The 19,830-nt window shown below is 46.7% G+C and carries 18 protein-coding genes; 2 read left to right on the top strand and 16 right to left on the bottom strand.

Annotated elements, in window-relative coordinates; genetic code table 11:
* Positions 1–145 precede the first annotated feature (145 nt).
* The 6 genes from SP90_RS00410 to SP90_RS00435 form a co-directional block, all read right to left on the bottom strand.
* Positions 146–610, bottom strand: coding sequence for an Lrp/AsnC family transcriptional regulator (locus SP90_RS00410; RefSeq protein WP_066851446.1), 465 nt, complete (start codon positions 608–610; stop codon positions 146–148).
* A gap of 252 nt (positions 611–862) precedes the next feature.
* A complete protein-coding gene (locus SP90_RS00415; RefSeq protein WP_066851448.1) occupies positions 863–1,540 on the bottom strand; it encodes an ABC-type transport auxiliary lipoprotein family protein in 678 nt (225 codons plus the stop codon).
* Between the two features lie 8 nt (positions 1,541–1,548).
* Entirely contained in the window at positions 1,549–2,472 is a 924-nt protein-coding gene (locus tag SP90_RS00420) for an MlaD family protein (protein WP_066851450.1), read from the bottom strand.
* The gene (locus tag SP90_RS00425; protein ID WP_066851452.1) at positions 2,473–3,249 is read right to left on the bottom strand and encodes an ABC transporter ATP-binding protein; all 777 of its coding nucleotides are present in this window, start codon (positions 3,247–3,249) and stop codon (positions 2,473–2,475) included. It lies immediately after the preceding gene.
* Positions 3,250–3,251: 2 nt separating this feature from the next.
* Complete coding sequence (locus SP90_RS00430; protein ID WP_066851454.1) at positions 3,252–4,385, bottom strand: MlaE family lipid ABC transporter permease subunit; 1,134 nt, start codon at positions 4,383–4,385, stop codon at positions 3,252–3,254.
* A 187-nt stretch (positions 4,386–4,572) separates the two neighbouring features.
* Positions 4,573–6,270, bottom strand: coding sequence for a SulP family inorganic anion transporter (locus SP90_RS00435; RefSeq protein WP_082936220.1), 1,698 nt, complete (start codon positions 6,268–6,270; stop codon positions 4,573–4,575).
* Between the two features lie 675 nt (positions 6,271–6,945).
* Between SP90_RS00435 and SP90_RS00440 the strand changes: the two genes are divergently transcribed.
* The gene (locus SP90_RS00440) at positions 6,946–8,121 is read left to right on the top strand and encodes an amino acid permease (protein WP_066851458.1); all 1,176 of its coding nucleotides are present in this window, start codon (positions 6,946–6,948) and stop codon (positions 8,119–8,121) included.
* A 78-nt stretch (positions 8,122–8,199) separates the two neighbouring features.
* Here the strand turns inward: SP90_RS00440 and proX are convergent, their stop codons facing one another.
* The 10 genes from proX to SP90_RS00495 form a co-directional block, all read right to left on the bottom strand.
* Positions 8,200–9,219, bottom strand: coding sequence for a glycine betaine/L-proline ABC transporter substrate-binding protein ProX (gene proX, locus SP90_RS00445; RefSeq protein ID WP_066851460.1), 1,020 nt, complete (start codon positions 9,217–9,219; stop codon positions 8,200–8,202).
* Between the two features lie 62 nt (positions 9,220–9,281).
* A complete protein-coding gene (locus tag SP90_RS00450) occupies positions 9,282–10,115 on the bottom strand; it encodes an ABC transporter permease (RefSeq protein WP_066851462.1) in 834 nt (277 codons plus the stop codon).
* Positions 10,116–10,124: 9 nt separating this feature from the next.
* Positions 10,125–11,363 carry a glycine betaine/L-proline ABC transporter ATP-binding protein ProV gene (proV, locus tag SP90_RS00455; protein ID WP_066851464.1) on the bottom strand — a complete coding sequence of 413 codons (1,239 nt, stop codon included), beginning with the start codon at positions 11,361–11,363 and terminating at the stop codon, positions 10,125–10,127.
* Between the two features lie 783 nt (positions 11,364–12,146).
* The gene (gene dsrP / locus SP90_RS00465) at positions 12,147–13,310 is read right to left on the bottom strand and encodes a sulfate reduction electron transfer complex DsrMKJOP subunit DsrP (protein ID WP_066851468.1); all 1,164 of its coding nucleotides are present in this window, start codon (positions 13,308–13,310) and stop codon (positions 12,147–12,149) included.
* Positions 13,311–13,319: 9 nt separating this feature from the next.
* Complete coding sequence (dsrO, locus tag SP90_RS00470) at positions 13,320–14,096, bottom strand: sulfate reduction electron transfer complex DsrMKJOP subunit DsrO (RefSeq protein ID WP_066851470.1); 777 nt, start codon at positions 14,094–14,096, stop codon at positions 13,320–13,322.
* A complete protein-coding gene (gene dsrJ / locus SP90_RS00475; RefSeq protein ID WP_066851472.1) occupies positions 14,096–14,476 on the bottom strand; it encodes a sulfate reduction electron transfer complex DsrMKJOP subunit DsrJ in 381 nt (126 codons plus the stop codon). Before dsrJ ends, dsrO begins: the two co-directional genes overlap by 1 nt.
* A gap of 2 nt (positions 14,477–14,478) precedes the next feature.
* Positions 14,479–16,089: a sulfate reduction electron transfer complex DsrMKJOP subunit DsrK gene (gene dsrK, locus SP90_RS00480; RefSeq protein WP_066851474.1), complete on the bottom strand. Its 1,611-nt coding sequence runs from the start codon at positions 16,087–16,089 to the stop codon at positions 14,479–14,481.
* A gap of 9 nt (positions 16,090–16,098) precedes the next feature.
* A complete protein-coding gene (dsrM, locus tag SP90_RS00485) occupies positions 16,099–17,094 on the bottom strand; it encodes a sulfate reduction electron transfer complex DsrMKJOP subunit DsrM (protein WP_066851476.1) in 996 nt (331 codons plus the stop codon).
* 30 nt (positions 17,095–17,124) lie between these two features.
* Positions 17,125–17,661 carry an RsbRD N-terminal domain-containing protein gene (locus tag SP90_RS00490; RefSeq protein ID WP_066851478.1) on the bottom strand — a complete coding sequence of 179 codons (537 nt, stop codon included), beginning with the start codon at positions 17,659–17,661 and terminating at the stop codon, positions 17,125–17,127.
* Between the two features lie 242 nt (positions 17,662–17,903).
* Positions 17,904–18,821, bottom strand: a complete 918-nt coding sequence (locus SP90_RS00495) for a hypothetical protein (protein ID WP_066851480.1) — start codon at positions 18,819–18,821, stop codon at positions 17,904–17,906.
* 170 nt (positions 18,822–18,991) lie between these two features.
* Here SP90_RS00495 and SP90_RS00500 point away from each other — a divergent pair, with 170 nt between their 5' ends.
* The gene (locus tag SP90_RS00500; protein ID WP_066851482.1) at positions 18,992–19,750 is read left to right on the top strand and encodes a M48 family metallopeptidase; all 759 of its coding nucleotides are present in this window, start codon (positions 18,992–18,994) and stop codon (positions 19,748–19,750) included.
* Positions 19,751–19,830: the final 80 nt, after the last annotated feature.

A 19,830-nucleotide genomic window follows, 5' to 3' on the forward strand; every position in this document is an offset into this window, starting at 1 on the left:
CCACAACAACCACATAATAGGAGCGGAGCTGCAGTAATGCGGCTCCGCTCCGAAATATATACTGAATGAGTAACTATAGGAGGGCTGCTGAGGGTTGCAATAAGAGGCGACAGCCTGTTTGCAGCTCAGCATAAAGGAATTAGATTTACTCGCTCAATGTATTCGGGTCGAGAATGTATGGAGTCATGAGGTTAGAGCCTTTGTATACAACAAAGCTTTCCACAGACCGAATACCGTCGACCTTGGACATTTCTTCGGAGTAAAATTCAAGCAGCCCGTACCCGTCGCGTAGTAGCAAGGTTAAAATGATATCAAATCGTCCTGTTACAACCGCACCGGAAACAACGCCTCGTAACTGGCTTAATTCCTGACACTTTGCAAAAAGATCACGCTCGTCGAGCAGAACACCGGTAAACACCATTGTGTGACCCGGTAGTTTTTCTATGTCGAGACGCGCAACAATATCCATCACGCCTTCTTTCTGCATCTTATTGATTCTGGAACGTACAGTGTTTTCCGCAACTGCAAGTTCCTGCGCAATTTCTCTGAACGACTTACGCCCTTCCAGAAGTTGTCCTGCTATCTGAAAGCTCAACTTATCAATCTTCATAAACTCCCTCCAGTTACAGCTTTGTCTTGCACCACCTACAGACATAATCATGAACGACAAAGCGCTAGTACAATTTTAGATACTAATTTTTATAAAAAAACTCAATAAGACCGACTGAAAAGAGCATATTTCTTCATTAGCGACTCAACTTTGCCCGGAGAAATGCAGAAACGCCGTAGTAAATACGGCGTGTTCTGTTTGTGATGCATGTGCGAATTGAGGAACTCTTCAATAGTATATTTTGCTTTTTTATTATTGATTATAGGTGGTTTGAGTGTGCTTTTGTCTTGCTTTTTCTACTTCTGCCCTTTGAATGGTGGAAAGCACCCATGTGTCCATGCTGCGTAATAATGCAGCTGTTGAGGCATTGAATGAACGGACAATAGTTTCAAGCTCAGTTCCGGCTGCAGGTCGTTGCCGTGAGAAAACGGAAGTGGCAAGAGTGGTTCCGGTGTCAGTATCCAGCAGCCAGCATGTGAAGGAGATATTGATGGTAGGTGGCATTTTTTTGCTGCCGTAACGGGCGTAGAAATCTTCAATGCTCCATACCAGCTTGTAATCAGGGAAGATACCCGGCTGTACTTTGCTGAAGGCACTGACCTGTTGACCAGCATTAAGAGAACGGATTGCAGCTTCCTGCATCATTTCCGGTAATGGAGTTGCCCATGTACCTTTTGCGAAATAGAGTACTTTTTGATTCGGTTGAATAAGAGCGATACCGGTTGAGTTCAAAAACGCATTTGCTTGCGGTCGTTCAACAGAAACGGTCGGGCAAGCCTGGTGCGTTGCTGTGGCTTGAGAGTCGGTTGCTACTGACAACATATACCGTTCAGATGCTGATGGGGGCTTAAGTCCCACATCGAGTGCACACCCTGAGCAGGCTGTGAGTACCAGAGTCACAGTAAGTAGTTTATTGATAAGTTTGCGCATAAAGAGTCCTATGGCGTTTGAAATTCGGGTACTGTTTTCCCAAGCAGGAATTGCTTCGGATCGCTATTTAATTTTTGTGAAATATTTTCGAGTGTATTCACAAGAATTCTGCTTTCGTTCACGAGCGAGTTCAGGTCGCTCAGGCCGTCTTTACTGAACCTGCTTAATCCCGGCTCCATATTTTTAACAACTTGATCGATGCGTTTTACAAGGTCACCAACTTTATCCGTGGCAGGGACAAGTTGTTTTGAGACATACCCGTTGATGGCATTGGCTGCCTGTTCTGTGGCACCCATGGCATTACTTGTCTGATCAGCAGCTTTGTTGAGATTGGTGATGGCTGCCTGTATCTGTTGTTCATTTTTGACAAGCATGTTGGTGACTGACGCAATGTTAGCCAGAATAGTTTTAATATGTTCTCGGTTGTCCGGATCAACTACTTTTCGCAGGTCAGCAAGGAGCTTTTTGCCTGTGTTCAGCATTTCCGGCAGTGCATTCATAAGTTCATTGATTGGTGACGGAACCGTTTTAATTACTGGAACATTTCCTGTGAACAATGGGCGAAGTAATGGGCTGGCTGCGGTTCCACCGGAAATGAAGACCGCGGATTGACCAGTGATTCCGATAGGAACAAGCTTTGCCCTTGAGTCATCACGGATTGGTGTAGTGCGGCGCACAAGAATGCGGACACGGATTTCGTCCGGCTTATCCTGACTGAGCGTAATAGCAGTAACCTTACCGACCCGTACCCCGTTGAGCAGTACCGGGTTGGCAATGGAGAGTCCGTCTACACTGTTGAAAAATAGGATATCGTAGGGCAGGTCATCAGAGTCTGAATTGGTGTTGGCTCCCCAGAGGATGAAGCCGAAACCGCAGACAATAGATGCTATGATGAAGAGACCTACTATGATGTAGTGAGCTTTTGTTTCCATTTATTTCTCCCCGCAAGGCACAGGTTTTGCGCTTCTTCCGCGTGGTCCGTTGAAATATTCCTGAATCCACGGGTAAGGATTCTTGACCACTTCATCCAGCTTGCCGACTGCATAGATGCGCTTTTCTGCAAGTACGGCCACGCGGTCACAGATTGTGTAGAGTGTGTCCAAATCGTGTGTAACGAGAAACACGGTGAATCCCAGTGCATGCTGCAGCGTCTTCAGTAACTCATCAAACGCATTGGCTGTAATAGGGTCCAGACCGGCTGTCGGCTCATCAAGAAACAGTATTTCAGGGTCCATAGCCAGTGCTCTGGCAAGGCTGGCACGTTTACGCATTCCGCCGGAAAGTTCTGACGGCATCAACTCTGCTGATTCTGCTGGAAGACCTGCCAGAAAGATTTTGAGCATGGCTATTTCATTACGCGTTGCACTGCTGAGTTTTGTATATTCCTTCAAGGCAACATCAACGTTTTCCATTACGTTTAATGAGGAATAGAGTGCGCCGTCCTGAAACAGGACTCCCCATCGTTGTTCAATCTTGTGTTTCTCTTTGGTATTCAGCTTATGGTATTGCTTGCCAAATATTTCTATTTTCCCACCCGCATGGGTGTTCAGTCCTAAAATGGTACGCAGAAGAACTGTTTTACCGGAACCTGACCCGCCGATCACGCCGATAATTTCCCCTTTGTACACGTCAAGATTGACATCATCATGAATGACCCTGCTTCCAAAGCGGGTTTTGACATTGCGGAGTGAGAGAATGACATCATTCATGGCTATATCCCGATTGCTGCGAAAAAGATTGCGAATCCGGCATCAATAACAATAACGGCAAAGATGGATTCAATAACAGATGTTGTTGTGAGCCTGCCCACTGATTCCGCACTTCCTGTAACCTGAAGTCCTTGAAAGCAACCGACGGTTGCGATGACTACGGCAAAAAACGGCGCTTTAACGAGGCCGACATAAAAGTTGTTAATGTTCATTGTTTCGTGCAGGCGGACAATGAAGCCGCTTAGACCGATATCGAGAGATTGCCATACCATGAGGGCGCCTCCGAGAAGGCCCATGATGTCGGCAATGAATCCAAGAATGGGCAGCATGATAAGTAAGGCGAGTACGCGGGGAATGACGAGTGTATCTACGGGGTCGAGTCCGGTGGTTTTCATGGCGCGAACCTCTTCGTTGGCAACCATGGCTCCTATTTGGGCTGTAAATGCTGAACCGGAGCGTCCCGCGATAACAATAGCTGTAAGCAGAATGCCCAGCTCCCTGAGCACAGAAACTTGAACGAGTTGAATGACAAAGACTTGTGCTCCGAACTTTTGCAGCTGTTGGGCGCCCATATACGCCAGTACCATGCCGATAAGAAATGAAAGCAGAGCAATGATGGGAATACCGCGCAACCCGACATGTTCCAGATGGTAGAAAAACGCCGTGGTTCGGAACCGTTTTGGCTTGATGCATGACCGCACAAGAGCAATGAGTACTTCACCGAGAAATCCGATAATGTGCAGCGTTGTTCGAGATTCTGTAACGACGGTTTCTCCAATGTCATACAGCAGGGTGATGTAAAAAGGGTCGGGCTTCTGTTTTTCTGGAGACTTTGGTCTGTTTTTTACGGTATCTAGCAGTACACCTGCGTTTTCACTGGCACCGGTTACTGTACAGCTTTTTCCTAGGGCATCGGCCTTACGGTTAAATTGTTCAACAAGCCATGCCCCGTTTGTATCAATGGATGAGATTCCGGTAAGGTTGAGCGCAATAGAGTGCGCTGCATTTTTAACAGACCGCAAAAAAGCGCGCTCTACGGCAGCAAGATGCAGAGTTGTCCATGCACCGGAAAGTGAGATTGTGGTCGCGTCAGAACCGGTCTGCACGTCAAAAGAGGGTGTAGGCTGTGTTGTCATAGTCTTTGTATATGGCTGATGATAAAAAACACTATGAGTACAGTAGCATATTCAAAGAGCTTTTCTGAACCGTATATACAGAAAAATACAAGATAGCTTTAGATGACAATGACTAACCATCATTTACCGATTGATGGATAAAAAAACGCCCTGCAACGTATGGTGCAGGGCGTTTTTTAGAGAATAGTTAGCTCAGAGCCTGAGCCTCTTGAGGAGGAGTTGGATGAGTATCGAGGTGTTGTTGTGCTTGGGTCCATGCTGAACCGAATGTCGCGTGGATATTATCCCTGTTGATATGGTTCAGCAGGCCGAAGCGTATCATCTGCTGTTGAATCGAATTGTCGACTCCTGAAAAGAGAATTTCAACATCAAGTTGCTTCATACGGATCAAAACAAGTTCTAAAGCATGTAACGCCGTGGCATCAATTGTATGTACATGACGCATTCTGAAGATAATAACTTGCGGTGGCTTACTCATCAGCCTGAATGTTTGCGAGAAGCGTTCTGCGCAGCCGAAAAAGAATGGCCCGTTAATTTCGTAGACTTCTATGCCGTGATCCCAGTCAGGAACTTGCTGTGACGGCATTGTTTTTTTGTGCTCCCAGCTTTGGAATTGTGTCGCGTCGCTGATTCTACCTATGAGAAGTAGTGCAGCAAGAACAACTCCGAACTGGACCCCCACTGTAAGGTCGATGAGCACTGTCAGCAGAAACGTACCCAACATGACCGCTGCATCAGATTTTGGTGCGCGGAGGATGTGGATAAACTTAGGAAGCTCGCTCATATCCCATGCGACATAGGCAAGGACACCCGCAAGACTTGCAAGAGGGATAGCTGAAGCAATCGGGGCAAAGAATTTGATGAACAAGGCAAGAACAAGCGCGTGTACTATGCCTGAGACCGGTGAAAACGCTCCGGCGCGAATGTTCGTTGCGGTGCGTGCAATAGCCCCTGTTGCCGGAATACCACCGAAAAGTGATGAAGCAATATTCGCAAAGCCCTGTGCGATGAGTTCTGTTGATGAATTGTGCTGTTGTCCGGTCATCCCGTCGGCAACAACGGCACTGAGAAGAGATTCAATTGCAGCAAGCAGGGCAATTGTGATGGCGTCGGGCATCATGACAATCATTAAGTCGCCGAAGTGTTCCGGCAGTGCAAAAGAGGGCAGGCTTGCTGGAATGCCGCCAAAACGTGTGCCGATGGTGGATATATCCAGTCCGCAGAGCATGGTGATAGCTGTTGCACTGATAATGCCTGCGATGTGGGACGGAAAGCGCGGTATAAATCTGCGAGTAAGAAAAATAGTTAGTAGTGTAATTCCTGCCACTAGCATTGAGTTTTGACTGGCTGTCGGCACGGCATGGAAAAGTGTGGTGACTTTAGGAAGAAATTCAGCAGGCAGTGCAGAAACTCGCAGCCCGAGAAGATCTTTGACCTGAGTGGTAAAGATAAGCAGAGCAATGCCTGTCGTGAATCCTGTTGTTACAGGGTATGGTATGAATTTCAGAAGCCTTCCGAGTCCGCAGCATCCCATGACAAGAAGAATTACCCCTGCCATGGCTGTGGCAATAACCAGCCCCGTATACCCGTGTCTGGCGATGATTCCCGCAACAATGACAACAAATGCCCCTGTAGGGCCACCTATCTGGAAGCGAGAGCCGCCGAGAGCAGAAATGATAAAACCGGCAACAATGGCTGTGAACAACCCTCGTTCCGGTGGACAACCGCTTGCGATAGCAAAAGCCATGGCAAGCGGTAAGGCAACAATTCCTACGGTTGAGCCGGAAACAATATCTTTGAAAAACCGGGTGCGATTGTAGCCTGAAGTAAACGTGTTGAGCAGGGCAGGACGAAAAGTCCTGAAAAAGAAAGCGTGTGAACGCACAGTGTATCCTCCATGAGATAATAAACACATAGGGTGGACACAGGCGCGGTCCGTTTTGAAAAGTCGGATCGGTCTGGAGGTCTTCGCCTTACTGAATAAAAGTGTTGGCAATCATTAGTAACAAAAACAAGCAAGTGAGTGAGTACTTGTTTGCTTTTTCTGTGAGCTATGTACTGGGCTTTTGTGGATGATGCAAGGCATGAGTTTATGCAAAATTGATAAATTCGACGTAAACATTATTGTTAATTTGGTATGCAAAAATGTTCAAACTATATACAAATTTGTAATGCGTAAGCATTATGTGCTGGTGTAGATTGCTTTTTAGTATGTATTTGCCATATTGAAATTTTCCAGAAACGTAAAAAATATGCACTACAGTGCTTGACCTTGTCTGTTAACAACGTGTACTTGGTGCAAGCTATAAAGATTAATCGCGCAACTATATAAGCTGCTACTGTTACTGTATCGCTGCACACAACTTAGCAGGTTTTACATTAGAAAAATAAAGTAAGCCTGCAAAGAGCGAGCGGTAGCATCTTGTTTTTACCCATATATGCTCATTGCTACGAGTGATTTTTAGTCTGATTCGAAAACGGTTGAAGCAGACATACGGGCACTGTTGTTTGTTATTAGGTGTAGGCGCGAGCACAAATGACCTATGGGGGTTATATTATTATGAAGTCTCAATCTCTGGATGCAGTATTTGTTGTAGCCGGAACCACCATTGGTGCCGGAATGCTCGGTTTGCCGATGGCAATCGGTTTTCTGGGCTTTAAAGTCAGCATGGTACTGCTTCTGGTCATGTGGGCTTTGGCATTCTACACTTCCCTTCTCCTGCTCGAAGTTAACCTTCAGGTAGGTACCGGGTTAAATGTAAATATGATGGTGAAGAAAGTTCTCGGACGCGGTGGACAGGTAATTGCTGTTCTCTGTCTTGCATTTCTTCTCTACGCCGTTCTCGTTGCTTATGTAACTGCAATGGGTGGCATTATTGCCAGCGCACTGGATGTAAGTGGCGATGCCTTTAGTACCGGTCTGTGCGCAGTTGGTTTTTCTGTGGCCATGGCTGTAATTATGTTCTGCGGAACCAATGCCATTATCAGATTTAACAGCTTGTTCTTTATGACCATGCTTGTTGCCATGGCTGTTGCGTTTGCCACATTGAGCACCACTGTAAATACAACCGTATTGCTGAACAGCGTGCCGAACTATGACTACCTTGTTGCAGCTATTCCGGTACTGTTTGCTTCTTTCTCATTCCACTTCTGTATTCCAAGTATTACCAGCGTGGTGGGAACCAATACCAGACAGCTCGTGCGCATCATGTTCTGGGGAACACTTCTTCCGCTTCTTTGCTACATGCTTTGGCTCTTCCTTTCCCTTGGCAGTGTACCAATGGATCAGATTGTGAATATGAGCGGCAGTGTTGATGCTCTCATTAAGTCCATGTGTAACGGTTCTGTGGTCATTCAGACTATTCTGTCCGTATTTGCAGCATTTGCGCTTGTTACCTCTTTCTTCGGGGTGGCATTGTCATTGTTTGACCTGATGGCGGAAACACTGCGCCGCGGCAACTCTGCAAAAGAGAGAATGGGTACAACCTTTATTGTGTTCGTACCAGTTGTCATCGCATCCTTGCTTGCTCCAGGCGGCTTTATCGCAGCACTCGCGCACGCTGGTGCGGCTCTCGCTGTTATCTGTATCCTTCTTCCATGCGCAATGAGCTTTAAGCTTCGTCGTGAAGCAAAAGCAGCAGCAAAAAAGATTGCATACATGACACCCGGCGGCAGCATGGGCATTGCTACCGCGGCAGTTTGCGGTGTAGTTATCCTTGTTGCTAACTACGTATAAGCTGTTTTTTGATAGTAAAAGCCCCCGTTTTCTCAGGAAAACGGGGGCTTTTTTTATATAACGATACGGGCAGCGTGTTTATTTAGCAGCATGACGCGCCTGATCAAGCCAGCTGTTCCATAACTTCTGATTGTTTTTGATCCATTCGTCCGCATGGCGGTTGATATCTTTCTGGGATTTTTCACCTTCCATCAGCTTAGTGTATTGGGCACTAAGGTCAGCAAGATCAATAGTGAATAGTTCTAAAAACTTTTTAGCAGCCGGATTTTTTTGTAGAAATTTGTTGTTTGCCACAACACGGATATCGGCAACGCTGAAGCCCATATCGATAGGACTGGTTACAGCGCCTTGAACTTCTTCCAGATGCATAAGTTCCAGCTCATCTTTTGAGCCTGTAAGGGGAATATTAAACGGAACGTTAAGCCACACTACATCTTCACCTGGAACCAGCTTGTAGATTGTCCAGCTAGGTGTCCATGTGTAGTAGAAAATAGGCTCACCACTTTTGTACGCAGCAATATTGGCTGCCATTGAGGCTTCATAGGCAGCATTAATTTGCTTCACATGTTTACCGAGTCCGTATTCTTTAAGATGGGTGTTGATAACCTTCACATTTTCCCATCCATGAGGGGCTCCTGTAAGGTCTGCCTTGCCGTCACCGTCTTTATCAAATGCTTTGCGTACTTCCGGACGCTTGAAGTCTTCAAGTGACGTAATATTGAGAAGCTCTGCATGCTTTCTGTCAATCACATAGCCTTGCAGAGCCTGCTTTTTTAAAACATAGCCGACAGCTGAAATAGCGTTTGCTTCTTTTTCCAAGTAGTTATCGTAGAGCGGGAACCAGCCGTTCGGCCAGTAATCAACGTCTCCTAACGCCACGGTTTTGAAGAACAATGCCACAGGTAGTTCTTTGGATTTTTTAACGTCATACCCTAATTCACGCAGACCTTTTTCTATGATCATGGCATGGAAATAGCCAGTGGTCCATGTGGCGCGGGCAGGTTTAATAGTGATGCCTTTGCCGGGGGTAGCGTTATAGGCAAAGGCGGGAACCGAAATACAGATAATAAGTAAGGTGAGTAAGAGCTTTTTGGTCATGGTAGCGTATTTCCTACTATTCTAAAGGTTATCGTACTACGCATCAGGAATGCAGTGGTTGGTTAATTTTTCTTCTGGGCGGCTGCTTGTGTAATGCGGTCCAGCATGACAGCCATAAGCACAATGCCGATACCGCCAATGGCAGCAAGTCCGATATCGAGCGAATTCAGGCCGATAATAACGGGAGAGCCAAGGCCGCCTGCTCCGATAAGTGCTGCTACAACCACCATGGACAGTGCCATCATGATAGTTTGGTTCAGGCCGGCCAGAATAGTCGGCATAGCAAGCGGAATTTGCACTTTCACCAGAACCTGAAAGTTTGTAGCACCAAATGCTTCTGCAGCCTCCACAAGTTCTTGAGGTACTTGCCGTATCCCAAGTGATGTTAAGCGGATAATTGGAGGGAGAGAGAATATGATAGTTGCAAGGACACCGGCAGCGTTACCAATGGAAAAGAGCATAACAATCGGGACAAGATATACAAACGACGGTGTTGTCTGCATTGCATCAAGCATAGGGCGAATGAACTGCTCAAAGCGATCGCTTCTTCCTGCATAAATTCCCAGCGGGACTCCTGCAATAACACAGAATATGACTGAAGAAAGAACCATCGCCAATGTGATCATGGTATTTTCCCATAATCCGAGCAGGCCGATTAAGATAAGAGAGCAGCTCGAAAAAAGGGAGGTTCTCCAGCCTGCAAGACGCCATGCGAGTAATACCACGGCTATTATGACGATCAGTGGGTGCAGTGCATTCAGGCCATGTTCAATTCCGGTAAGAGTCTGCTCCACTGGCCATTTGAGTTTGAGAAAAATACTGCGGTGGTTGTCGACAAGCCAGTTGATACAAGTGGAAATCCATACATCCAATGGGATAACTTGTTCTTCAAACATGTGCACTCCTTACATTCCCTGAGCTTTTGCGTGAGTTGAAGCTTCGCCGTTGCGATGAAGCGTATTAAGAAAACGGGCTTTAGATACAACACCTTTAAAGCGGTTTTCAGAATCAATGACAGGGACAGGGTACGTACAGTGGGCAACAAGCGGAAGAATGTCCTGCATTGTGTCATCTTCATGAACAGAGAGAATATGCGGGAGAAATGCGTCACGCAGGGTATTGTCCGGATTCTTTTCTTCCAGCATATCCTGTATCGAATCTGCGGACACAACTCCTTGCAACTGGTGTTGCGGGTCGAGCACAAATGCATAGTCTCGTTCGCTTGAACTGAGTATTTCATGCGAGGTGCGCAGGTTTCCGCCTTTAGTAATGATAATAGTGGGGTAGTTACTGGATGCAATGTCCTTTGCGCTAAGGACGCTTGTCGGGTCAACGCCTTTGAAAAAAGCCCTGACGTAGTCATTAACCGGATTTTGCAGCACGTCTTCCGGTGTACCTACTTGAATAAGGCGCCCGCCTTCCATGATACCTATTCTGTCACCAATTCTAAGTGCTTCATTAAGATCGTGCGATATAAAGATAATGGTGCGGCGGTATTTTTCCTGCAACTTGAGTAACTCATCCTGCATTTCTGTACGTATGAGCGGGTCAAGGGCAGAGAAAGCTTCGTCCATAAGCATAATTTCAGGGTCTACAGCAAGGCCGCGTGCTAAACCTACACGTTGCTGCATGCCCCCGCTGAGTTGATCCGGTCGGGAGTTTTCCCAGCCTGCCAATCCAACCTGCTCGAGTGCTTGCGTTGCTCGTTTATGGCGCTCCGGCTTGGATATTCCGGCAAGCTCCAGCCCGAATGCTGCATTTTCCAGTACAGAAAGGTGCGGCATAAGTGCAAAAGATTGAAAGACCATACTCATGTTATGGAGACGAAATTGGACCAGTTCGTCATGGTTCATTTTTGTGATGTTGTTACCGTGCATGGATACGCTTCCGGCATTTGGTTCAATAAGCCGGTTCAGCATGCGTACAAGGGTGGACTTACCAGAGCCTGATAAGCCCATAATGACAAATATTTCTCCCTCATACACAGTAAACGATGCATCATGGACTCCGACAGTGAGTCCAGTTTGTTGCAGAATATCCTCCTTGGTTGCTCCTTGCTCCAGCAACGGAAGGGCGCGTTTAGGATTTGATCCAAAAAGTTTTGTGAGATTTTGTACTTCAAGCATCACCTTCTGGGATGTCATGTAGTTTCCTTTTTCCTCCAAACCATAGAAAGAGCCTTGTTCATAGTCGGTTCGTTATACATCAGGACCGGAAGAGGCATAATTGCATTCAATTCATAAGGCACAATGCAAGAGTGGGTACGAAAGTCGTACTCACAACATATGCAGCTTCATACAAACAAGCTGCCTATAACCGATGAAGCTCTTGAAGAATCTCGAAATGAAAGAAAATAGGCTGAAAATAGATACAATATAGTGCGTACATATCGACCACAACGAGATACCTAAAGAAAACTCTGAGGTTTAGGCTGCTTATAAACAGAGCAGTATAGTCTACTCTGCCTAAGTATTGTATTTTATTTTCAATAAAAAAATATAACGAAGGAATGGAAGGAATTGTGCTGGGGGAGTGCAGCGGAAAGCTTGGATGAGTAAGCACCTGCAAGTGAAGGGACAAGAATTTGCTATGATGAAAATATGGAATTGAGCACAGAGTTAGGGGCGGCAGTATTCTGTTTTTTCTGAATACGGGCAGGTGACATTGCGTTTTTATTTCGCTGTGCAATTGAGCTGATTAAATCTTCCATAATGACAGGTGAATGTGTTTTTTCATTCATATGGAACGAGTTTGTTTTGCCGTTAGAGGAAGGCTGCGGGGCGCCATGCGTCGTAGTGTGGGGTTCTGCTGTAAGCAATGATTGCGGGATATGTTTTTTCATTATGCAGGATAGTAAGCCTGTTGCTGATGCTATAAAAAAAGGGTCTGCCCGAGAGCAGACCCTGATGTACGTAAAGAGACCGGTCTTATAAGGTGCCAGCTTCTTTTTTCACGTCGATTGCGATCTTCCAGAGGATGGACACTACGAATGCGCCAACACCGAAGATGCCGAGAGAGATCAGCAGTTCAGGTACGGTTGGTGCGTAAGTAGCCCAAGTCTCGAACGGAGATGGTGCGAAACCACCGATGATGAGGCCGAGACCTTTGTCGATCCATGTTGCGAGAACGAGCATGCCGAGAGCCCAAGGAAGGATCTTCATGTTTTCACGCAGGGAGGTAGGAATGAGGAGTACGAGGCTTGCAATAGCGAGCACTGCGCCGATCCACATCCAGTAAGTTACCCAAGGAAGACCCTGCTCTGTACCTGCAAAGAGGTAGTGGAGCGGGTGCATGTGACCTGGAATGTTACTGTAGAACGCTGTGAATACTTCACAGAGGAACAGGAACACGTTGAGGCACATTGCGTAGGTGATGATGATGGTAAGAGTCTTGATAGCTTCTTTACCAATTTCAAACTTAGCAATTTTCTTCACTACCATGAGGAGGAGAAGAAGAAGAGCTGGACCTGCGCAGAAAGCGGATGCGAGGAATCGTGCAGCAAGAACTGCAGTCAACCAGTAGTGACGACCCGGCAGACCCTGAGAGAGGAACGCAGTAACTGTGTGAATTGAGAACGCCCAGATTACGGAAGTGTAAATGAGGTACTTAACCCACTGTGGAGGAGCAATCTGGAAGCGTTCGCATTCCAGAGTTTTCCAACCGATGATTGCGTTCAGGCAGAGGTAACCGATAAGTACCATCATATCGTAGAACATAACGGAGTTAAGGGTCGGGTGGAGCATTACGTTAAGCATACGCTGTGGCATACCCATATCAACTACGATAAAGAGCATGCACATGATAACTGCGCCGATTGCCATGAATTCACCAAAAATGATGATCTTCTTGAACTGCTTGTAGCCGTGGAAGTATGCAGGAAGAACCAGCATAACCGCGGAAGCTGCAATACCTACGAGGTAGGTGAACTGAGCAATGTAGAAGCCCCAGGTTACGTCACGGTTCATGCCTGTGAGGCCGAGACCGTACTGAAGCTGGAACAGGTATGTAATTGCGCCGATGCCGATGATGCCGCCGAGGAAAGCCAACCACATGTAGTACTTTGGAGATCCTTTCAGAACTTTTTCGAGCATGATGGCCTCCTAAATTATGTAGAATACACCAGGCTCAGTGCCGAGTGCAGGTTTACGACGGAGAGTGTAGTTCTCTTCGAGCAACTTACGTACTTCAGACTCAGGGTCTGAAAGGTCGCCGAAGTGAATTTTGCCCGGAGCGGCTTCAACACAAGCTGGAAGCTTGCCTTCATCAAGACGTTCAACACAGAAGTTACACTTCTCAACTACACCGATCATACGGGTAGGGAACTTAGGGTTGATTTCTTTGATGTAAGGACGAGGATCAGTAAAGTTGAAGGAACGTGCGCCGAATGGGCAGCCTGCCATGCAGAAACGACAACCGATACAGCGATGGTAGTCCATTGCCACGATGCCGTTTTCAAGCTTGTAAGTAGCCTGAGTAGGACATACGCGAACACATGGAGGGTTTTCGCAATGGTTGCAGAGCATGAAGTATTCACGGTCTTCAATTTCTTTAGACTGATACTTGTTGGTTGTTTCAGTGAAGGTGTGCTCGTATGCGTCTTTCCAGATCCATTTGATTTCAGTTTTACCTGGAATCTCAGGAACGTTGTGCGCAAAGTTACAAGCATTGATGCAAGCATCAAAATCTTCTTTAGAAGCAAACTCGCGTGTATCAATTACCATCGCCCAGCGCTTAGCTTTAAGCGCAAGAGCGTCTTCTTTGTAACTAGGTTTTACAGCAGCAGCTGCTTTGGTCACGCCGCCAGCAGCAAGCTGAGCACCAAGACCTGCAACAGAAAGGCTGGCAACCTTAAGGAATTGTCTTCTGCTACGTTTCATTATTCATTCCCCTTAGGCGGAACGTGGCAAGTCCAACAGTATGGTTCCACGGCGTTCTCAAGGTGACAAGTGTCACAGAACTCAGCCTTATTGGTATGACAGCTCATACAGGTTTTCTGCAGGCTTGCTTCCCAGGTTGCACCGTTGGATGCAACGTATACTCGCTTACCGTCGCGAAGAGCGGAGTCGCGCCACTGGTTCAACAGAGTCATATGCTCAGCGCGCATAAACTCTACAGGCTCAATGCACTGCTTTTGATCAGCAGGCAGGCTCAGTTTAGGACCAGTGTAGTCTTTGGAAGCCAGGTTGCCCCAGAAAGGGTACGAAAATACGGCTAAAAAGATTACCAGTCCGGAGATAACATACTTGCTGTTATACATGATTATTCATCCTCCATTCCTGGCAGTTCTTCCTGCCTGAGGTCCATAGTACGCTTTTTCTCGCCTTTCATAACAAGGGCGTTAGCGACAAGTTCGTGCATACCGGAAACGTCTACACCCGGTGCCCAGTAATCGGCAAGCGGAGGCAGGGTTGCGCGGTCAATAGCACAAACACAAGACATCATGTTAACACCGTGTTTTTCCTGTACGTGACGCAGAGCGTTACCACGAGGAAGAGCGCCACGCATGCGGATTTCCATGATCTCGTCTGTGTTGAGACCGGAACCAGCACCACAGCAGAAAGTCTGCTCGCGGATGGTGTTTTCAGGCATTTCGTAGAAGTTATTACAAGCAGCCTTAAGAACTTCACGAGGTTCATCCATAAGACCCATTGCACGAGCTGGGTTACAGCTGTCGTGGTAGGTAACATTGAGATGATCGTTACGGGAAGGATCAAGGCGGATTTTGTTGTGCTTAATGAGGTCAGCTGTGAACTCAGCAATGTGAACCATTTTGGTTTCAGCAGCGTTTTCAAACACGGTACCTGTAATTGGGCTTACAGGAGTTTCCATGCAGGAAGGTGCAGGACCGTTCATGGTAGACATGTACTGGTTAATAACACGCCACATGTGACCACACTCACCACCGAGAATCCATTTGGAGCCTAAGCGTTCTGCTTCAGCGTACATTTTGGCGTTCAGTTTCTTCATCATGCTGGATGAGGTGAAGAGACCGAAGTTACCGCCCTCGGAGGCGTAAGTGGACAAGGTGTAATCAAGCCCGATTTCTTCGAAGAGCATCAGGTAACCCATGAAGGTGTAAATACCTGGCTCAGCAAATGCGTCACCGGAAGGAGTGATGAAGAGAACTTCATGTCCCGGTTCGTTGAAGGTCGGGTTGATGGAGATACCGGTCACTTCTTCAATGTCTTCGCAGAGGAATTCTACGATTTCTTTGAAGGCGTGCGGTGTAATACCAAGGTGGTTACCTGTGCGGTTACAGTTACTTACAGGGTCCATGATCCAGTGCAGACCGAGACCGAGTTCGTGCAGCAACTCACGAGCCATCATGGTGATTTCAGCGGTATCAATACCGTATGGGCAGTACAGGGAGCAACGACGACATTCAGTACACTGGTAGAAGTAGTAGAACCATTCTTTAATTACGTCTTTGTCGAGCTTGCGTGCACCGGCAAGTTTACCAAGGATTTTACCGGCAGTGGTAAAGTCTTTACGGTAAACGGAGCGGAGCAGTTCTGCACGCAGAACAGGCATGTTTTTAGGGTCGCCGGAACCGATGAAGTAGTGACACTTATCAGCACAGGCACCACAGCGAACACAGATGTCCATGAAAAGTTTAAGAGAACGGTATTTTTCAAGACGTTCTTTCAAACCGTTGTAGATGATTTCTTCCCAGTTTTCCGGGAGGTGCCAATCTTCCTCAAATGGATTCCAATCGTGTGGATTAGGCATTCCAAGAGGTTCCATGGTCACTTTCTTAGCTGGATACGCTACCGCGCCTTCTGTAATCTCAGGCTTGGTGTCCATCCAGTTTTCACGAGGCATATCGTAGCTGACTTGCATCAGCTCTTCTGGTGAAGGGATTTTAGCCATAACTACTCCTTATTCCTCCGGCTTCTTTACGACCGGGAGTCCTGCCTCAGCCATAGGTACTCTGAACTCGTCTTCGTATTCTTCGTATGTGCGGTATACTTTTTCCGGGTTCCATGGGTTAACGTGCAGCTTCATACGGCTGTCGTTTGCCATGTTACGTGTCGGGCTAAGGAATACACCGCCGGCATGCATAAGCTTACTGAACGGGAAGTACATAAGGAGTACTGCAAGGAAGAACATGTGCACGTAGAAAATGCTTCCGATTTTTGCAAGAGCAGCAGTATCCGGTGAGAAGTGCAGCAAGCTCATTACAAAAACTTTTACAGTCGCAATATCCACTTTCATGAAGTAGCGCATTGCGATGCCGGTAGCACAGAGACCAAAAATCAGGAAAAGCGGGAAGTAATCGCTCAAAAGAGAGATGTAACGCACTTTCTGATTAAAGATACGGCGACCGATCAGGTACAGCAGAGCAACGATCACAAGTGGACCAGTCATAAACAGACGTGGAGCACCGATCTGCAGAATGCCGTCAATCATTTCGACACCGTTTACGAAAAACGGTACCGGCTCAGCAAAGAACCTGAAGTGGCGTACAAAAATAATAAGAAAAGAGTAGTGGAAGATGAGTGCGAAGAGCCACAGGAACTTTGAGGACCAGTAGACTACGCGGTCGCCTTCGATTGAAACGTTAGTGTTGCGGAACAGGGAGCGAAACATAAGTACTTCAAGGATCATGCGTCCCCAAACACCCGCTTTATCAGACGGGTTATCGAGGGTGGCAGGCTTAATCCAAGGAAGGGACTTTTGTTGGCCACCTGTAGTAGGAATGCTGAACGGAACCGGACGCTTTGCCCAGTCTATAATCCGCCATGCAAAACCTACAAGGAATACGATTACTGCTGTGTACGGTAAACAAACACCCAGAACATACTGGAATCCCATCATTGATCCCATCCAGGCAAGTATACCCAAAGCAATAACCGCGAGAAGTGAAATGATCATTCCGTTACCTCGCTGCTAGGCTATTGGTTGTTATGATTCCGGTTCCCCAACCGGTTTCTCCAATATACGTTCTGCTCTCTTCAAGAGCTGAAAGTGCTTCCTTTTGAATTCATCAACGCGCATTCTCTGAATCTTGTCACGGCATTCCGCATAAATTCGGAATCCCACAAGTGCCAGAGAATCTATCTTTGATTCTAGTTCCAGAAGATCAGCAAATTCTTCGGACTTAGAAAGTTTGGGGACAATATGTTTGCGGATAATGCTTTTTAAAACAAAGAGAACGGACATAGCCTGATCTGCTTCGAATTGCTGAACTGCGCGTACCTGAATAATCTCATTCACGGCCGGTGTGACAGTATCGCTGTCCAGCTCATCATCCAAGAGTGCATCAATAAGGGCTACAGTTGCTTTTTTTGTTTTGTTTCCTACCGGATTCAAAAAAGCATTGTCCTGAGTACGCAGGAACCCTACGGTATCGATGTCATAAGTACCGAAAATGGCGGCAACCCATTCATCGGTAATTTGTTGTTTATGTTCGGAAAAAATAGCTTTTAGTTCGTGTCGCATAGACATACTTCGCTTAATCTAAAAGGATTGCGGCGGGAGACCCTATAAAGCGTTTTTTGCTCTTTGTCCAAGTAATTTGCCAAAAAAAGTATGGCACCAAAGGACAATAGTGCCCAATCGCCGACACTCCGGTTTCAAATGATTTTTTTCACATAATGTGATTACATGGTTGCGTCAACACATTCAATAAGATTGGTTGGCCAACCAGCCTGTTGAAAAAAGAAATGACTAAGGTGTGTTAGTTAGTCACACGATGTTGGATCCTCTTCTGTGCAGCCGGAAAAGCCGTCAGTAAAGTCAAGCACATCCTGCTTGCCGGGCTGCTTTTGCTCGTTGGAGAGCAGTGATCGTGGGACACCATTGGTAATAAGGACGGGGAGTCGGGTGACACCCATTGATGCCAGTCTGGATTTGTTTCTGAAAAGATTCCAATGCAGTTCCAGTCTTGTCATAAGCGGCATGGAGACTTCTTCCGGGTTTCCGCGAAGGGCACGATTGAACGCTATGTAGACTGAGGTGCCGTCTTCCAGTGCTTTTTGCATTAGAAATATTCTTTCAATATCGTCATCGGTTTCGGCAACTGGGTAGTAGGTGATGTTGTCCGGATTATCTTTGGACAGTTTAGGAACAAGTTCTTTGCATGCATTACAGCTTGGTGAAAAGAATACCTGCACGTCGGACTGGTGCTTGCCGTGGATAGCCCATGTGCCGATCTGTTCATTGGCAGTGGCAAAAAGGCTAGGCGTAACCAGCAGCGTCCAGATGACGGCAGTCGGGATAATCAGCATTGCAGGGCGCTTGAGTATGGAGCACTGCATGAAGAAGACGATAAGCAGAATTGCAGCAAAAAAGAGGCATGGTACACATGGCGCAGTGAAGATCATGAAGAGAAGAAAGCCAAGATCAATTATGACTGCGGTGAGTGCCAGAAGAAGCGCTGTTCTGAAAAGTTTTACGAGATTGAGGAGAGTGAGTGTAAGAAAAAGCGCAGTGCCGATCCACCATAAGGAAATTCCGAATACGGAAATGTCCTTAAAAATTTCACAGCCGGTGGTGATACAGATAGCGTCTAAATTTTTTGTGGCGTTGAGAGCACAGAAAACTGCGCCAACAAAAGCGACGAAAGCAGTGCCGTATGCAGATCGCTTTGTAAGGGACATGCAAAATCTCCAAAAGTTGCAGTAGATAATGGGTGTAATAGGCTGTTAGAGTGCGTAGATAGCCAATTACGAAGTGGTGTCTTACAAGCCGCAAGATGAGAAGACTGTACTGTGATTGCAATTGCGGGTAAAGGGGTAAGCTCGATTTTTATGCATGTGGAGGTTGTGTTTTGATCTTCAGGGAAGATGGTTCCATTCAATATACGCTCACGCGCAGCAAACGGGCAAAGCATGTGCGGTTAAAAGTTTCACGAACAAAGGGGCTTGAGGTTGTTGTCCCCGTTACGTTTAAAAAAGCGTGGCTTTCACCGATTCTTGAAAAACGATCCGAGTGGATCCGGAAAACAGCCAAGCGACTTGAGCTTCCAGATACCGTAGAAAACCTCTCTGTTATTCCGTCGACCATATCGCTTCCGGTTTTGGGGTGCGAGTACGCTGTCAAATATGTTCCTATAGAAGAAATTAGTCGCTTGATTGTTGAGGCTCAAAAGATCATACGGACATCGACTGGTGCGTTATCGGTTGAGTATAAAGGAACTATTTTTTTACCGGAAGAGCAGGAACAAGAGGTCTGTATCGAATTATTACGCCTTTGGCTCATCCGCTGTGGTAAAGAAACTCTCCCTGAGTTGTTGGAAGATGCTTCTGAAAAAGTGAATATTCCTTTCACTAAGGTTCAGGTGCGTCTGCAGAAGGGACGCTGGGGCAGTTGCTCCAGCCGTGGAACGATTTCTTTGAACGCACGTCTCTTGCTGTTACCGCCTCACTTGCTGAACTATATTTTACTGCACGAACTTGCACATGTGCGGCATCCAAACCACTCCTCTGCATATTGGAACTATCTGCAAAGTCTAGACCCGCAAGCTTTGGAGTATGATGCTGCCATGCAGGATGCGTGGCGCTACATTCCGCTGTGCTTCTCCATGTAAGCCACTGTTTTCAGGAGTAAGGAAGTGGTCATATAATGTAGAGGCTGTGCGAAAGGTATAAAAAAAAGGGGATCGGTTGC

It is taken from the genome of Halodesulfovibrio spirochaetisodalis (genome assembly GCF_001672295.1).
In the GTDB taxonomy this organism is placed as follows: domain Bacteria; phylum Desulfobacterota; class Desulfovibrionia; order Desulfovibrionales; family Desulfovibrionaceae; genus Halodesulfovibrio; species Halodesulfovibrio spirochaetisodalis.

Bases quoted from the DNA above. Each gene is read 5' to 3' on its own strand.
- SP90_RS00495 (WP_066851480.1), bottom strand. From the start codon at position 18,821: ATGTCCCTTACAAAGCGATCTGCATACGGCACTGCTTTCGTCGCTTTT.
- SP90_RS00415 (WP_066851448.1), bottom strand. From the start codon at position 1,540: ATGCGCAAACTTATCAATAAACTACTTACTGTGACTCTGGTACTCACA.
- SP90_RS00410 (WP_066851446.1), bottom strand. From the start codon at position 610: ATGAAGATTGATAAGTTGAGCTTTCAGATAGCAGGACAACTTCTGGAA.
- SP90_RS00440 (WP_066851458.1), top strand. From the start codon at position 6,946: ATGAAGTCTCAATCTCTGGATGCAGTATTTGTTGTAGCCGGAACCACC.
- SP90_RS00430 (WP_066851454.1), bottom strand. From the start codon at position 4,385: ATGACAACACAGCCTACACCCTCTTTTGACGTGCAGACCGGTTCTGAC.
- SP90_RS00490 (WP_066851478.1), bottom strand. From the start codon at position 17,661: ATGCGACACGAACTAAAAGCTATTTTTTCCGAACATAAACAACAAATT.
- SP90_RS00425 (WP_066851452.1), bottom strand. From the start codon at position 3,249: ATGAATGATGTCATTCTCTCACTCCGCAATGTCAAAACCCGCTTTGGA.
- SP90_RS00420 (WP_066851450.1), bottom strand. From the start codon at position 2,472: ATGGAAACAAAAGCTCACTACATCATAGTAGGTCTCTTCATCATAGCA.
- dsrM (WP_066851476.1), bottom strand. From the start codon at position 17,094: ATGATCATTTCACTTCTCGCGGTTATTGCTTTGGGTATACTTGCCTGG.
- dsrP (WP_066851468.1), bottom strand. From the start codon at position 13,310: ATGCTCGAAAAAGTTCTGAAAGGATCTCCAAAGTACTACATGTGGTTG.
- dsrJ (WP_066851472.1), bottom strand. From the start codon at position 14,476: ATGTATAACAGCAAGTATGTTATCTCCGGACTGGTAATCTTTTTAGCC.
- dsrO (WP_066851470.1), bottom strand. From the start codon at position 14,096: ATGAAACGTAGCAGAAGACAATTCCTTAAGGTTGCCAGCCTTTCTGTT.
- dsrK (WP_066851474.1), bottom strand. From the start codon at position 16,089: ATGGCTAAAATCCCTTCACCAGAAGAGCTGATGCAAGTCAGCTACGAT.
- proV (WP_066851464.1), bottom strand. From the start codon at position 11,363: ATGACATCCCAGAAGGTGATGCTTGAAGTACAAAATCTCACAAAACTT.
- proX (WP_066851460.1), bottom strand. From the start codon at position 9,219: ATGACCAAAAAGCTCTTACTCACCTTACTTATTATCTGTATTTCGGTT.
- SP90_RS00450 (WP_066851462.1), bottom strand. From the start codon at position 10,115: ATGTTTGAAGAACAAGTTATCCCATTGGATGTATGGATTTCCACTTGT.